Consider the following 12,281-nt stretch of genomic DNA (forward strand, 5'->3'; position numbering starts at 1 on the left):
GAGCGGTGGTGCTGGTGGGACAGACGAGGCCCCAGGGGCGCGCGGCATGATCCTATGCCGTAGTGCGCGCCTCCCGATGGGTGAATCCGCGAAAATCTGCGCATGGATTGCACGGAGGTGCTCCGACTTCGCTCACAAGTGAGCACAAACCAAGGGTTTTTTGACCGTGCGCGGCGCCGGGGGGCCGGGGCGGCCGACGGGGCGGGGCAGCCCGACGGGAACGTCCACCGGGGCCCCGCCGACCACGAAGTCCGACACGTGTCCCGGAAGTTGTGCGGACGCCGTCGCTCAACCGGTGCGCAGGCGCTCCTGCGGAGAGTGCGTGGGACGGGGCTGGTGCAGCAGCACCGCGGCCGGGACGGGAGCCGCGTCCGCCGGAAAGAACCTGGCCAGTTCGTGCCGGCCGTTGATGCGCAACTTCCGGTAGGAGTGCGTGAGATGGGACTCGACGTTCCGCAGGCTCACCTTCAGGAGCTGGGCGATGCCGCGGTTGCTCAGGCCCCGGGCGGCCAGCTCGGAGACCTGTCGTTCGGTCGGGGTGAGCAGCGACTCCGCGGAGTCCTTGCGCGGGTCGGGCCGCCCGCCCGCGTGCCGCAACTCCTGCTGCACCGCCTCCACCAGGCCGTCGGCGCCGAGCGAGATGGCGACCTCGTTGGCCCGGTGGAGCAGCTCGCGGGTACGGCGGACCTTGCCGCTCCGCCGCTGGGCGCTCCCCGCCGCGAACAGGGCGTGGGCGAAGACCAGCGGAGCCGGGGTCGGTTCGAGAAGCTCCACGGCACGCTCGGCGAGCTGGAGCGCCTCGCTGCCCGAACCGGCCGAGGCCTGGGCGGTCAGGGCCCGGCCCAGCGCCAGGGGAGCGCCCCAGCGCTGGGCCCGTTCGGTCTCCTCCCGGGCCGCGCTGCGGGCCGCGGCCACATTGCGGAGGGACAGCCGGAGGGTGGACAAGCTGGAGAGCCAGGGCAGGATCGCCGGGTTGACGATGCCCCGGCGGGTCAGCTCCTCCCCGCAGCGGGCGAGCAGTGTGAGGCCTTGCTGCGCCTGGCCCATCCTGCCCAGGGCACGCCCGGCGCTGTGCAGGAGGTGCAGCCGCCACCAGGTGCCGGGTTGTTCCCCGAGGAGCATCGGGGCCTCGTCGAGCAGAGCGCCGGCCATGGCGATGTCACCCCTCTCCAGCGCGACGTCGATGAGGACGCTCCGGGTGAGCGCACCGACGTGGTACTTGTCGGCGTGTATCGACGTGAGCAGTTCGAGCGCCGTGCGGGCGTCGTGCTCGGCCTCCGCGAGCTGGCCGCGGTGCAGCTGCACCAGGCCGCGTACGGCGTGGGCGTCGACGATCCTGGTCGCGGTGCCCTCGGCGTGCGCGAGCCGCACCTCCGTGTCCATGTGCCGCCCGGCCTCGTCCACGTCGCCCGCCCAGAGCTGCGCGAGGAGCGCGTGGTACCAGGTGGTCGAGCCGTACGGGGTGCGCGGCACGGTCAGGATGCGGTCGGCGATCCGCCGTACCGCCGCCGCCGAGTCCCCGGTGGCCGTACGCAGCAGCAGCACCCGCTCCAGCCGGTCCTCCACCCCGTCCCCGTGCCGGTAGGTGCCCTCGTGGATCCGGATGCGGGTGAACCGCTCGCGCAGCCGCGCGGCGGTGGCGGGATCCGGCGTGCCGCTCGCCCGCAGGGCTTGCTCCAGGGCCTGGCGGGCGCAGGCGGGATCGTCCAGCCGCAGGTGGATGTCCGACAGCCGCAACGCCTCCCGGAACCGCTCGACGGGGCCACAGGCGCCGGCCGCGTGTGCCGTCAGCGCGCGGGCGGAGGCGGGCAGGTCCAGGGCGGTGAGCGTCTGGATCCGTAGCGCTTCCGCGTGGGCGGCGTGCTCCTCGGGCACGCCGTGCAGGACGGCCCTGTCGATCAGGCGCCGGGCCCCCGAGGGGTCGCGGCCGACCATTCCCTGGGCGACGTCGAGGAGCAGACGGACCATCCACGGCTCGTCCAGGCGGTGGGAGTGCAGCAGATGGGCGGCGATGTCCTCGCAGGAGGCTCCGTGCCGGCGCATGAAGCAGGCGGCGAGGCGGTGGAGCTCCCCACGCTCGGCGCACGGGATGTCCTCGTAGAGCAGTCCGGCGAGCACGGGATGTCGAAACGTCATCCTCTCGGCGCACAGCAGGCCCGACTCGGTGAGCCGGGTGAGGGTATGACAGGCGTCCTCCGTGGGGACGCCGCAGAGAGCGGCGAGGATGGAGGGCTCCAGGGGGGTTCTGAGGATGCTGGCCGCCCTGGCGATGGCCAGGCCGTGCGGGCCGAGCCGCCTGAGCAGACACAGGATCCGTTCCCTGACCGCCCCCGGGCGCAGCCCCTCGCCCGACGGCTCCGCCGGTCTCCTGTCGGAGGGGTGCGTCGACGCGGTGCGTAACTGCTCGGTCAGCAGGTACGGGTTGCCGCCCGTGTCGGCGACCAGCGCGGCCACGGAACCGTGGTCCTGACCACGGAGCGTGACGGCCAGGTCCAGGGCGGCGCTCGGGCTGAGGTCGTGCAGGTGGATGTGCCGGTCGGGGCGGACGCCCTCCATGATCTCGACCAGGAGGTGCTGGTCGAGCGCCGGTTCCCCGCAGCGTTTGGTGGCGAGCAGCACGACGGGGAGGTTGTCCAGACGGCGGCCGAGGAAGCCCAGCCAGAGCAGGGACCTGCTGTCGGCGTGCTGGACGCAGTCGACCGTCAGCAGGACGGGGGCGCGCCGTGCGGCCCTCCCCAGGCCGGCGCACAATTCCGCGAGGAGCGCGTAGTCCGGGATGTCCGGGCCTCCGCCCGAAGGGGCCCCGCCCGACGCGAACGCTGCGTCCCATTTCTGCGCGGTCTCGGGGAGCGTGCCGAGGAGTTGGTGCACGACTCCCAGCGAGAAGTGCTGTTCGGTGGGGGAGGCCGTGGCGGAGAGGATGACCATGCCCTGCTCACGGGCGGTCTGTTCGGCCCAGCGCAGGAAGGAGGTCTTGCCCGTGCCGATGATGCCCTCCACCAGCGCGACCGAGCCCACTCCGCCTTTCGCGGACTCGAGCATCTCCACGACGATCTTCGATTCCGCACTCCTGCCGAACAGTTCCTGCGGCACGGTCCTGCACCTCTTATCTGAAGAGTGAATCGCCTCGGACGAGTTGTCCGGTCCGGCGAGCAGCATGCTCTCGTCCGCTTGCCGACCGGAGCGGGTGCGCTCTTCATCGGGATGGGGTGGCAGGCCGGTCGATGTCTCGTGTACATACGGAACCAGCACCGTGAGGGTCGTTCGCCGAGCATGAGAAAAGCCGTCGGCTCCCTTGCGGAAAGGGCATCTTTCGACGGTGTGGAGGAAGCCCGGGCCCCCACTTCGATCCCCCGATCGCCGGTGAACGACGTACACCTCTGATGAGTGCCGACGCTAGCACGGTCAGGCATCGAATTTGTATGACTGCTTCCGACCGAAGGGCCGGGAGCGTATTTCTTCGGCCATTGCTTCGGTGCCACCGTATTGATGTGCGCAGGTACCGCACAGGTACGTTCTGCAGGCACCGCTGCGGTGACCTGTGATCCATACGGAAATCAGCTCATGGCGTCCGACGTATTCAGCCGCGGCCTAATGGCGAAAACCTGATGGAGGGATCGGTGCCCGCGTGACCGTGATCAGTGAGGAGCAACGGCCGGCGAGGGCGATCCACCCGACCCGGCGGCCTCGGCCGAACACCCCGTCCGAGGCGGACCGCACGGAGAGATTCGTGTTGTCCCTGAACCGTGTTCTGCCCCTGGTGTACGAGCAGGCCTGGCAGGCCGTCCTGGACGACACGCCACTGTGCCGCACCGCCCTGTTACGGACGCCGGACGGCGGACTGCGCCGTACGGTCCGGGCGCACGCCCGCTTCCCCCTGCACACCGTCGACTGGCGGGCCACCCGCCCGGAGGTGCAGGACGCCCGTCTCCGCGAACGGCTGGCCCGGGAGGCGGCCATCGGACTCCCGCTCGACCGGGCGCCGTTGATGTGCGCCACGCTGATCCGGCGCTCCGACCGGACCTGGACCTTCGCCTGGCGGTACGCCCGGGAACTGATGGGCCGACGGGCGGGGCTCCGCCTCCTCGACGCGGCCACCGAGGCGTACGGGGCACTGCTGAGCGGGGCTGCCCCGCGACACGCCGACACCCGGCCCGGCGCGGCCGGCGGACTCGTGGGGACGGTGGCCCGATGACCGGCGACACTTCGGTGCGGCTGTTCTGTCTCCCCTTCGAGGGCGCGTCGGCGGGCGTGTACCTGCCGTGGGCCGAGGCCCTCGGCCCCTCCGTGGTGGTCACCCCGGTGGAACTGCCCGGACGGGGCCGCCACCCCCGCACCCGCCCCTGCGGCGACCTGGAGCCGCTGCTGGCCGAGATCATCCCGTACGTGGCCCGCATGTGCGACCGGCCCTTCGCGCTGTACGGGCATGGCTTCGGCGCCCTCCTCGCGTATGAGATAGCGGCGCGGCTCGAATGGGAGCACGACGCGGCCGCCGAGCGGCTGTACGTCTCGGGCTCCGGCGTGCCGCACCGGCCCGCGCCCGAGCGGGCGGTCGGCCATCTGCCGGACGCGGCCATGGTCCGCAGGCTCCGCGACCGGGGCCGGATGCCGCCGGTCGGGCGGAGCCCGCGGCGCGCGGCCGGGACACTGGCCACGCTCCGTGCGGACCTCTCCGTCATGGAGGCGTACCGACGCGACCCGCGCCACGTGGTGCACTGCCCGGTCACGGCGATGCGCGGGCGGCAGGACCGGAGCGTCTCGGGGGCGGACCTGGCGGGCTGGGGCCGGTGCAGCCGGCGCGCGCTGCGGGTGGCGGTGTTCCCCGGCGACCACTACTTTCCGCTCACCGCCCGGGAAGAGCTCCTGGGCACCTTCGCACGGGACTTGATCCGCCCGGCAGCCGTGCGCCGCAGCCGGTACGCGGCCGCGTACTGACAGGGCGCCTGCCGCGCTCCGGCCTCCTCCGACCGGCCTCGTGGGACCGGTTGTACGAGGCCCGCGGCGGCCACCGCGGGGGGCGCCCGGACCGGTTGCTGAATCGGCAACAAGAGTTGTCCGGGATGCACGGCGCCCCCATGCTGGCCGCCGGAGGTGACCGTATGACACCCACAGACCGCACCGAGGGCCTCGACGACGAGGCCCTCGGCGCTGCGCCGGAGCACGAGGCGGAACCGCACTCCGGCTTCCTGACGGACGCGGCGCACTGGCTGAGCGGCGTCCTCGGACCCGAGCAGCGGAGTGCGGCGACGATCCGCCGTGTCCTGGACGTGGGCAGTGGGCCCGGGGCGGCCTCCTGCGTCCTGGCCGAGGTCTTCCCCCGGGCGGACGTCGTCGCCGTGGACCGGTCGCCCGCACTCCTCGCCCGGGCCCGGGCCCGCGCCGCGGAGCGCGGGCTGACCGGACGGATCACGACCAGGCGGGCCGAACGGCCCGATGAATTCGGGCGGCTGGGTCCGGCCGACCTGATCTGGACCGGCAATGTGTGCCGTCATCTGGGTGACCAGCAGCAGGCCCTGCGGAGCCTGGCGTCCGCACTGCGGCCCGGCGGGATGCTCGCCGTCGCCGAACGGGGGCTGCCGCCACGCTTCCTGCCCCGTGACATAGGCATCGGCCGGGCCGGGCTCCAGGCACGCCTGGACGTCGCCCTCGAAGCGCAGTTCGCCGACACCCGGGCCGGCCTGCCGGACGCCACCTCCGTGGCCGAGGACTGGCCGTGCCTGCTGGCCTCCGCCGGGCTCGTGCCCGCCGGCACCCGCACCTTCCTGATCGACTACCCTGCCCCGCTGGACCTGTCCGTGCGCCGCCATCTGCAGGCCCGCCTGCAGCGCACACTCACCGAGCTCGGCGAACGGCTCGACCCCGTCGACCGGCTGACGCTGGAACAACTCGTGGACGCCGAGGCCGAAACCGGCGTGCTGTGGCGCCCCGACGTCTTCTACCTCACGGCGATCACGGTGCACACCGCCCGCCTGTGCCGGGACCGGACCTGACCCGACCCGGCCCGGCCCGGCCGACCTGACCGTCCGGATGCCGTCGGCGTGCTCGCCCGGCCCCCTCGCACGGCTCCCGACGTGCGTACGGTCCCCGAAGTCCGAACGGCCCGCGATGCCTTCTGTCGCGGGCCGTTCAGCCATGTCCGCACGTCCGCACGACCGTAGGGCGACCCCCCACAGATTCTTCGGTCAGCCCTACGGTGCGACCGTATTGAGCCCCCCACCCCCGCACTCCTACGTTCCTTCCCAGAGCAGCCGCTTCGCCGGGCCGAGAGGCCGGAGGCGCCTACGCCGGAGACGGAGGACGCGTGAAGATTCAGCTTCTGGGCCCGCTGCACGCCGAGGCGGGCGGAGTTCCGATCGCCCCTACGGCGGCGAAGCAGCGGCAGATCCTGGCGCTCCTCGCCCTCCACCCGGGGCAGTTCGTCCCGGTGACCACCCTGCGGAAGGAGCTGTGGGGGACCGTGCCGCCGCGCAGCGCGCACGCCACCTTCCAGACGTACATCCTGAGACTGCGCCGCACCCTGGCCACCGCCCTCGGCGGCCCGGACGGACCGGCCCGCGCGCGGAGCCTGCTCGTCACCGGGCAGGGCGGCTATCTGCTGCGGATCGCCGAGGAGGACGTGGACGCCTTCGCGTTCCGGCGGACGGCCCAGGCGGGCCACGCCGCCTTCGCGGAGGGCGACAGCGAGCTCGCGTCCCGGCTGCTGCGCCGGGCCCTGGCGTCGTGGCGGGGGCCGGTGCTGGCGGACGTACGGGTGGGAGCGCCGCTGCGGATCGAGGCCGCCGGCCTCGAAGAGAGCCGACTGCTCGCGACCGAGCGCCGTATCGACGCCGAGCTGCGTCTCGGCCGGCACGGAGAACTCCTGCCCGAACTCGTCCGGCTGACCGGACTCCACCTCAACGACGAGCGGTTGCACGCCCAGGCCATGGTGGCGTTCTACCGCTCCGGCCGGCAGTGCGCCGCACTCGACCTCTACCGCGGCCTGCGCCGGCGGCTGATCGAGGAGCTGGGCCTTGAGCCCGCTCCCCAACTCCAGCGGCTGCACCAGGCGATGCTCTCGGTCGATCCCCGGCTGGACACGGTCGCCCAGGGCGGCCGGCCCACCCCGACCTTCGATCTGTACGCGTCCTGAGCGCACCCCGGCCCCGGACGACGGCTACGCCGAGAACACCCAGCACGCACGGACACAGGGACACCCGCGCCTCCGCCCAGGACGGCCGAGCGAAAGGTGACACAGTGACGGACCAGACACCCACCCTCTACGAATGGGCCGGCGGCGCCGAGGCGCTGGAACGGCTCACGGAGGACTTCTACCGGCGCGTCCGCAAGGACGAGCTGCTCGCCCCGCTCTTCCAGCACATGGCCGACGACCACCCGCAGCACGTCGCCACCTTCATCGGCGAGGTCCTCGGCGGCCCCGAGCGCTACACCGAGGAACACGGGGGCTACCCCCACATGGTCCGCCAGCACCGCGGCCGGGCCGTCAAGCCGGAGCAGCGGGCGCGCTGGGTGGAGCTGATGCTGGAGGCCATGGACGCCGTGGGCCTTCCCCAGGACGCGGAGTTCCGCTCGGCGTTCGTCGGCTACATCGAGTTCGGGTCGCGCCGCGCGATGGCCAACTCGCAGCCGGGCGTAGGGCCCACGAGCCGTACGACCATCAAGAAGTGGGGCTGGGGCGAGGCCCAGCCGGGCGATGACTGACCGGGTGGCGGGCCCTCGCGGGCAGCCCGGACGGGCCCCCGGCCGACGTCCCGGAATCGGCAACAAAAGTTGCCCGCTCGCCACGCTCGGTTCCAGCATGGGGACCAGCGGTGACCGCCATGATCCAGCGGGTCGCCGAGGCGCCCGTGCCACCAGGGCGTCCACCGACGGGGCCCGGCGCCGTACTCCCGCCACCTGGCAGCTCGGCGCGCACCCGCCCTGATTCGTCCCCGAACCATCCGAGCAAGGAGTTCGCCCATGCGTTTGACCAGTCCTGGGCCGGTGCGCGATGACATCGCGCACCCGCGTTCCCAGCGTCCCCCGCGGTCCCCCCGGCAGTCGGCCCCCCAGCTGTCGGGAGGTGGCAGCCGATGAGCGTCGAGACCGACGTCCACGAGCCCGCGTCCGGCAAGGCGAGCAACAGACTGCCGTTCGCGGTGTACCTGCTCGCGTTCAGCCTGTTCGCCATGGGCAGCGCCGAATTCCTGCTCGCCGGTGTCCTGCCGGACATCGCCGACGACCTGAACATCTCCCTGTCCTCCGCCGGCGCGCTGATCTCCGCGTTCGCCATCGGTGTGGTGATCGGTGGCCCGCCGCTCGCCGTGCTCACCCTGCGCTGGCCGCGGCGGACCACCCTGGTGGTCTCGCAAGTGGTGTTCGCCCTCGCCGTGGGCATCGGCATCCTGACGGACAACTTCACCGTGCTGATGGTCACCCGCTTCATCGCGGGCCTGGCCTACGCCGGGTTCTGGGCGGTCGCCGCGGTCACCGCGATCGGACTCGTCACCCCGGACCGCACCGCGCGGGCCTCCGGCGTGGTCGTCAGCGGGCTCAGCATCGCCATGGTCGGCGGCGGCCCGGCCGGCGCACTGCTCAGCCACTTCACCGGCTGGCGGGGCGGGTTCTGGGCAGTGGTCGTCCTGACCCTGATCGGCGCGATCTCGACCGCCATCGCCGTACCCGCGACCCGCGCCGCCGAGGAACCCAGCGTGCGGCGGGAACTGCGCACGATGCGACAGCCCCAGCTGTGGGTGGTGTACGCGGCCACCCTGCTCAGCACGGCCGCCTACATGATCACCTACAACTACCTCGCGGCGTTCCTGACGGACACCACCGGAATCGACTCCGTCTGGGTGCCCCCGATCCTCGTCCTGTTCGGTGTCGGTGCCTTCGTCGGCATCTCCGTCGGGGGCAGGATCGCCGATGGACGACCACACCACGCGCTGCTGATCGGCGCCGGCGGGATCCTCATCACCTCCGTCCTGCTCGCCCTGCTCGCCGAGTCGGCCATCTCCGTCGTCGTCCTCGTCCTGCTCCTGGGCGTCGCGGGCTTCGTGCTCAACCCGGCCATCTACGGGCGGGTGTTCACCGTGGCGGCAGAGGCGCCCACGCTCGCCGGAGCCACCGCCGTCTCCATGTTCCAGCTCGGCATCAGCATCGTCCCCGTCATCGCGGGCATCGCGCTGGGGGCCGGCGCCGGTCTGACGTCGATCCCCTGGCTGGGTGCCGTCCTGGCCGCCATCACCATCCCGGTCGTCCTGATGGACCGGACGATGGCCCGCAACCGGGCCCGGAGCGCCGCGACCGGCGAGAACTGACCCCCGCTCCGAGCTCGTCGCTTCCCGTCCGGCGTGGCACGTCGCGCTCCGCCGGCAGCTTTCCATCGCCAGGAGCCGCAGAGAGACACCGAGAGGGTTTCTCTGCGGCTCCCCTTGAGGGAGGACCGCATGGACAACAAGCTCGGCTACGAATTAGGCAATTGGGTGGTGTCACAGATCCAGAGCCCGGACCGTCCGACGCAGACGACCTTCTCACTGCTGGACATGGAATGGGACCTGCTCCCGGAGGTGTTTCCCCCGTACACGGACCCGGGGCCCGGCCTGTTCGCCTCCTGGGTGCCGTACCGGAGCGACGGCCGCTTCCTGGAGATGGGCTGCGGCGCGGGCGTCGCCTCGGTGCTCGCCGCCCAGCGCGGCAGCAAGCACGTGGTGGCCCTGGACATCAACCCGGCGGCGGCGGAGAACACCCTGCGCAATGCCGCCCGGCACGGAGTGTCCGACCGGGTCACCGCACTGGCCAGCGATCTCTTCGACGCACTGGAGCCCGCCGAGCCGTTCGACCTCGTCTTCTGGAACACCCCCTTCATCGAGGCGCCCGAGAACCGCCCCTACGCCGGGCAGATGGAGCGCGCGGTCTTCGACCCCGGGTACGAGATGGTCCACCGGTTCTTCCGTGACGTGGTTCCGCACCTGGCGGCGGACGGGCGCGTCTATCTCGGCACCAGCGAGGCGATGGGCAACAAGGAGAAGATGCTGCGGGCCGCCGCGGAAGCGGGTTTCGAGGGCCACCGGTACCGCAGCGAGTCCGTCGAGCTGCCCGCCGCGGAATTCGGCGACTCGCCGGTCGTCGCGGCCCACACCAACGAGCGCGGAATCGTGGACATGGACTTCACGATGTACGAGTTCCAGCGCAGCTGACCTTCTGTTCCAGGCCCGGCCGACCATTTTCCTGTTTCGAGCCCAGGGCCACCGGTTCCGACTAATTCGATTCACGACTGGGCGACACGAGCGCCCCGGAGGATGGGAATGTCATGAGCGCCAACGGGAACACGAACAGCACCGGCTTCGATGTCGTCATCGCCGGCAACGGAGTCCTCGGTCTCTCGCTCGCCTGGGTCCTGGCACAGCGGGGCAAGCGCGTCGCGGTGCTCGGCGAGCCGAACCGCCCCTGGGCCGGTTCGGCCGCGGCCGGCGCCATGCTCGGCTGTTTCGGCGAGGTCACCACCTCGCTGCTGGCCACCGAGCACGGCCGCGCCAAGCTGGAGCTCGGCATGGAGGCCACCAAGCTGTGGCCCCAGTGGCTGGCGGAGCTGGAGGACGGGACCGAGGGTGCCGGCGTCAAGACCGCCGAAGGCACCACCGTCGTCCTCAACACCATCGGCACGGCCGAGATCGACGACGCCAACTACAACGCCATCCGCGCCGAGCTCACCCGCTACTCGGAGCCCTTCGAGGACGTCGAGCCCGCCGACCTCGACTGGGTGGACGCCGAGCCGATCTCCCGCCCGCTGAAGGCCTTCCACATACCGGGGGAGCACGCGGTCGACGCCGCCGCCCTCCTGGAGCGGCTGGAGTCCGCGGCCGTCCGGGCCGGGGTCGTCCTCGTCCCCGAGTCCGCCACCCGCGTCGAGTACCGGGGCGAGCGGGTCACCGGAATCGTCACCTCCTCCGGCAGAACGATCGCCGCCGACCAGGTGACGCTGGCGGCGGGCGCGCGTACCCAGGAACTTCTCGACAGCCTGCCCGTCGGCCCGCGCATCCCCCGGCTGGTCAGCGGCTACGGTGTCTCGGCCCTGGTCAAGTCCGTGGACGGAAGCACGCCGGACAGCGTCATCCGGACCCCGAACCGCTCCTTCGCCTGCGGACTCCACGTCGTCCCCCGAGGCGAGGGGCATGTCTACCTCGGCGCCACCAACGTCATCTCCGTGGAGCCCCGCGACACCGCCGAGATGCGCGACCTGGTCTTCCTCCTCCAGTGCGCCCACCGCCAGGTCCGCCGCAGCCTCTGGAACAGCGACGTCACCAAGGTCCAGGTGGGCAACCGTCCTGTGTCGATGGACGGGTTCCCGCTCCTCGGCGAGGGCGGCATGCAGGGCCTGTGGATCATGACGGGCACCTACCGTGACGGGCTGCACCTCTCACCGCTGCTGGCCCAGGACTTCGCCGCCCGCATCCTGGGTGAGGAGCCGCTGGCCGACCTGGACCGGTTCGCCCCGCTGCGTCAGCCCATCCAGGCGGGGTCCCGCCAGGAGATCGTGGACCTCCTCATCGACCACCAGATGGGCATCGGCTACGAACAGGACTGGACGATCCCCGTCGAGTGGCACCAGTGGATCGAGATGGACCTGCGGCCGGCCACCCTCGCCTGGGCCAACGAGCTGGACCCCGAGTACACGCCGCCGGCCGAGCTGCTCTTCGCCTCCCGCTTCGACCCCGAGGTCGTCAGCCTGCTGCGCAAGTACTACGCGACCTGCCGCGAGTACAGCTGACCGGGCGGGGCGCGTCCCACCGCGCCCCGCGCCGCCCCTCGCACCGATGACCGCCGCGCGGGCGGATGCAGGTCCGCCGCCCGCGCGGCACTTTGAGAAAGGACATGCCATGGCAGTAGAAGCGATCGACCCACCCGGCCTCCCGAAGCCCTTCGGGTGGCGGCAGCTGGCCGTCGGCACCGGCACCCGGGTGGTGTTCCTCAGCGGTCAGACGCCGCGTACCGCCGACGGTGAGCCGGTGGGTCTGGGAGACCTCGCGGCCCAGACCGAGCAGGTCTACCTCAACATCGCCACCGGTCTCGCCGCGGCCGGTGCCACGTTCGACGACGTCCTCCGTCTGACCGTGTACGTCGTGGACTGGTCGCTGGACAAGTGGGCAGCCGTCACCGCGGGCGCCGAGCGCGCGGCGGCCAAACTGGGCGCCGACGTCATCCGGCCCACCACCCTGGTCGGGGTGGCCACGCTCGCCGAACCCGACTTCCTCATCGAGATCGAGGCGACCGCCATCGCCTCCTGACGATGCCCGCACAGCCGT

10 protein-coding genes are annotated in these 12,281 nt (G+C 72.0%); 9 read left to right on the plus strand and 1 reads right to left on the minus strand.

Annotated features, from left to right (window positions below; genetic code table 11):
- Nucleotides 1–288 precede the first annotated feature (288 nt).
- Nucleotides 289–3,093, minus strand: coding sequence for a BREX system ATP-binding domain-containing protein (locus tag PSQ21_RS29195; RefSeq protein ID WP_274034290.1), 2,805 nt, complete (start codon nucleotides 3,091–3,093; stop codon nucleotides 289–291).
- Nucleotides 3,094–3,730: 637 nt separating this feature from the next.
- On the opposite strand from PSQ21_RS29195, the gene PSQ21_RS29200 reads away from it, so the two are divergent.
- The 9 genes from PSQ21_RS29200 to PSQ21_RS29240 all read left to right on the plus strand — a co-directional run bounded on the left by PSQ21_RS29200 (nucleotide 3,731) and on the right by PSQ21_RS29240 (nucleotide 12,263).
- On the plus strand, nucleotides 3,731–4,195 hold the full coding sequence (locus PSQ21_RS29200) for a hypothetical protein (protein ID WP_274034291.1): 465 nt from the start codon (nucleotides 3,731–3,733) through the stop codon (nucleotides 4,193–4,195).
- Nucleotides 4,192–4,935: a thioesterase II family protein gene (locus PSQ21_RS29205; RefSeq protein WP_274034292.1), complete on the plus strand. Its 744-nt coding sequence runs from the start codon at nucleotides 4,192–4,194 to the stop codon at nucleotides 4,933–4,935. The genes PSQ21_RS29200 and PSQ21_RS29205 overlap by 4 nt, the downstream gene beginning before the upstream one ends.
- A gap of 164 nt (nucleotides 4,936–5,099) precedes the next feature.
- Nucleotides 5,100–5,990, plus strand: a complete 891-nt coding sequence (locus PSQ21_RS29210) for a class I SAM-dependent methyltransferase (RefSeq protein ID WP_274034293.1) — start codon at nucleotides 5,100–5,102, stop codon at nucleotides 5,988–5,990.
- A 311-nt stretch (nucleotides 5,991–6,301) separates the two neighbouring features.
- Entirely contained in the window at nucleotides 6,302–7,129 is an 828-nt protein-coding gene (locus PSQ21_RS29215) for an AfsR/SARP family transcriptional regulator (RefSeq protein WP_274034294.1), read from the plus strand.
- 104 nt (nucleotides 7,130–7,233) lie between these two features.
- Complete coding sequence (locus PSQ21_RS29220) at nucleotides 7,234–7,698, plus strand: group II truncated hemoglobin (RefSeq protein WP_274034295.1); 465 nt, start codon at nucleotides 7,234–7,236, stop codon at nucleotides 7,696–7,698.
- Between the two features lie 371 nt (nucleotides 7,699–8,069).
- A complete protein-coding gene (locus tag PSQ21_RS29225) occupies nucleotides 8,070–9,296 on the plus strand; it encodes a Cmx/CmrA family chloramphenicol efflux MFS transporter (RefSeq protein WP_274034296.1) in 1,227 nt (408 codons plus the stop codon).
- Between the two features lie 129 nt (nucleotides 9,297–9,425).
- The gene (locus tag PSQ21_RS29230; protein ID WP_274034297.1) at nucleotides 9,426–10,175 is read left to right on the plus strand and encodes a methyltransferase; all 750 of its coding nucleotides are present in this window, start codon (nucleotides 9,426–9,428) and stop codon (nucleotides 10,173–10,175) included.
- A gap of 113 nt (nucleotides 10,176–10,288) precedes the next feature.
- Nucleotides 10,289–11,746 (plus strand): NAD(P)/FAD-dependent oxidoreductase, encoded by a 1,458-nt coding sequence (locus PSQ21_RS29235; RefSeq protein ID WP_274034298.1) that lies wholly within the window; start codon nucleotides 10,289–10,291, stop codon nucleotides 11,744–11,746.
- 109 nt (nucleotides 11,747–11,855) lie between these two features.
- On the plus strand, nucleotides 11,856–12,263 hold the full coding sequence (locus PSQ21_RS29240; protein WP_274034299.1) for a RidA family protein: 408 nt from the start codon (nucleotides 11,856–11,858) through the stop codon (nucleotides 12,261–12,263).
- The last annotated feature ends 18 nt before the right edge of the window (nucleotides 12,264–12,281 follow it).

The organism is Streptomyces sp. MMBL 11-1 (genome assembly GCF_028622875.1).
Taxonomy (GTDB): Bacteria; Actinomycetota; Actinomycetes; order Streptomycetales; family Streptomycetaceae; genus Streptomyces.